General features: G+C 47.3%; 3 protein-coding genes. All 3 read left to right on the top strand.

The window, feature by feature from the left end:
• Nucleotides 1–397 precede the first annotated feature (397 nt).
• A complete protein-coding gene (locus J4G07_14935) occupies nucleotides 398–679 on the top strand; it encodes a hypothetical protein (protein ID MCE2415287.1) in 282 nt (93 codons plus the stop codon).
• Nucleotides 680–720: 41 nt separating this feature from the next.
• Nucleotides 721–987 carry a hypothetical protein gene (locus J4G07_14930; protein ID MCE2415286.1) on the top strand — a complete coding sequence of 89 codons (267 nt, stop codon included), beginning with the start codon at nucleotides 721–723 and terminating at the stop codon, nucleotides 985–987.
• A partial coding sequence (locus J4G07_14925) for a leucine-rich repeat domain-containing protein (protein ID MCE2415285.1) occupies nucleotides 918–2866 on the top strand: 1949 nt, incomplete at its 3' end. The genes J4G07_14930 and J4G07_14925, both read left to right, overlap by 70 nt.

Here is a 2866-nt window from a genome sequence, read left to right as displayed (position 1 = left end):
TTAACCTAAGTTGCTACTTTGAAATAGGATGCGTTATTTTCAGAGCATTTTTAGGTGCTTTTTCATAAATCATCGGAGGACAACCTTGCAAGCCCCGGAGGGGCGACATGTGTGTAGAAAAACGCGAACAGCCCCATATCTAAGCCCCGGAGGGGCGACATGTGTGTCGTTGAGACATCAGTAATTGTCCAATACAAATTGTCCTTAACTATCTGTAGCTTTCTTAGGTAGCAACTTGGGTTAAAGTAACCGAAAATCCGCATATTTTATCATAATAACATGAGGATCTTATCGAATCTATATTATCCTGTCACTCTCTACCAGAAAATTTCACTTCGTAACACTTGGGACTACCCTTATAGATTGGGAATCAAAGCCTTAGCGAAAGGAAAAAATCATGAAAAACTGGAAAATTCTTATCACATTCGTTTCGCTGTTGACCATTATTCTGGGCAACTCTCACAGTGTTGATGCCCAGCAGAATCTCGCGCAACAGGCGTATGCAATCTTTGAAAGGAATTGTCTCAACTGCCATGGAGAACATGGAGCGTTTACTGAGGAAATCATTATTGAGCATACAGCGCTCATTGAGACCGGGGCAGTTGTCCCGGGAAGACCGATTGAATCTGAACTCTATAAGCGGTTGCTTGTAAACGATCCAGCGAAACAGCAATCCTGACCATCGGCAACTGGATTCAAGCAGGCGCACCGGATTGGCAGATGCCAGAACGAGATACCGACTTTATTACACCCACCGAAATGCTTGAAACGATTGAGAAGCACGTCAACTCACTATCACCCTTCGACCGTGCCTTCACACGCTATTTTACAATGACGCATCTCTACAATGCCGGTGAGAGTGCGGAGGCACGCCACGCCTATCAACGGGCACTCTCTAAACTCGTGAACAGTCTCTCTTGGGGACGCGAGGTTATCAAAAAGAGACGATTTTCTATATTGATCTCCGCGATTATGAATGGGAAATAGGAACCAACAGGTGGACACAGATTGAACAGGTCTATCCGTATGGCATTGCGTTTGATGCACCGACACAGACAAGTCTGCGTGAAAAACTGACGAATTTGCGGGAGGAGTTAGCGTGCGAGGTGCCGTTCGTTCATGTGGATTGGTTTCTGGCGACTGCCTCTTTACCACCCCTCTACCATGACATCTTGGATCTTCCACAAACGGATCGAGAGTTAGAATCACAACTCGAGGTGAATGTGGTCGAAAATACTCGGAACGCCGCGGGCAGACGCGTCTGGCGCGCGGGGTTCAACGATTCGGGTGTATCGAGCAACAACCGCGTTGTTGAACGACACACCTCACGGTATGGCGCGTATTGGAAAAGTTACGACTTTGCGGGGAGTGTCGGGACACAGAATATCTTTACGCATCCGCTCTCATTCACGCACGACGGTGGTGAGATCATCTTCAACCTTCCCAACGGCTTACAGGCGTACTATCTGGTAGATGCGGGAGGCAATCGTCTGGATGCGGCACCGATAAGCATCGTATCCAATCCTGCAGCGAGCGATCCGACCGTCCGCAACGGACTCTCCTGTATTGGATGTCACACCGAGGGGATGAAGGAATTTGAAGATCAGGTTCGGGCAGTCGTCAAGCAGAACCCAAATCCACCGTTTGACAAAGCGCGTGCCTTGCGACTCTATACGGAGCAATCTGTGATGGCTGCGCATGTAGAGAAAGATACGACACGTTACCGTCAAGCACTTGAAGCGTCAGGCGATGTCTTTGGTGGGATTGAGCCGGTTCAGCGGTTCTACGAGGCGTTTCAAAGACCGCTTGATGCAGCACATGCTGCAGCGGCAGTTGATTTGGAAATCGAGACGTTCCTCCGAAAGATTCGTGAGAATGCGAGTTTAAAAAACTTGGGATTGGGTGTGCTAACAAGTGCGAGCGGCAGCGTGAAAAGGGATACATGGACATCGAATTTCAGCGAAATCGTTGCCACGCTGAGTTCACCTGATAGTAGTGTGGTTAAGCCAGTTGCTCCTCGGGAGGAACGCATTCCTGGCGAGTCTGTTCACATCCCCGACCCGAACTTGCGTGCGGCGATTGCAGAGGCTCTTGGTAAAACACCGAAGTCCACTATTACAGTGGAGGAAATGGCAACATTGACACACCTTACGGCAGAGGGAATGGGCATTAAGGATTTGAGGGGACTTGAGTTCGCAACAAATCTGCAGAATTTGAGAATTAAGGATAATGTGATGCTCGATCTCTCTCCGATTGCAGGATTAACCCAACTGGGACTACTAGGCCTGTCAGGGAATGAGATTACGGATATTTCACCATTGGCAGAACTAAAGAATTTAGGATCACTCGGAATATATAGTAATGAGATTTCGGACATCTCACCACTATCAGGATTAACAAACTTAAGGGGGTTATCTATGTATAATAATCCAGTCTCAGATCTTTCACCCCTCGCGAATTTAAAAAATCTTAACTGGATAAGGGTACGTGTTGAACCTCCCGGTGATCTATCGCCCCTCGCAGAATTAATCAACTTGGAATCTATAGAGTACTGGGGTTTGGGTGAACCTGTTCCTGACTTATCACCGCTAACAAAGCTACCAAAACTTGTAAAGATAGGTATTGAAGACGTGAGTAAAGTGGACGTATCTCCCCTATCAGGATTGACAGCGATAAAAGAACTATGGCTACCCAACTGCGGGATCTCTAATCTTTCATTTTTAGAGAAGCTCACCACCTTGGAACGGGCAAACCTTGGGCATAACAACATCTCAGACATATCGGCACTATCAGCATTACCCAATCTGAAGTGGTTGGATCTTAGGGAAAACCAGATATCCGATTTTTCACCTTTGGATGGGGTCCG

This window comes from Candidatus Poribacteria bacterium, from assembly GCA_021295715.1.
Taxonomy (GTDB): domain Bacteria; phylum Poribacteria; class WGA-4E; order WGA-4E; family WGA-3G; genus WGA-3G.
Note: the sequence above shows the minus strand (reverse complement) of the source record. Positions and strands in the feature narration are given on the sequence as shown.

Coding starts and splice junctions, on each gene's coding strand:
- J4G07_14930 (MCE2415286.1), top strand. CDS start 721: ATGCCAGAACGAGATACCGACTTTATTACACCCACCGAAATGCTTGAA.
- J4G07_14935 (MCE2415287.1), top strand. CDS start 398: ATGAAAAACTGGAAAATTCTTATCACATTCGTTTCGCTGTTGACCATT.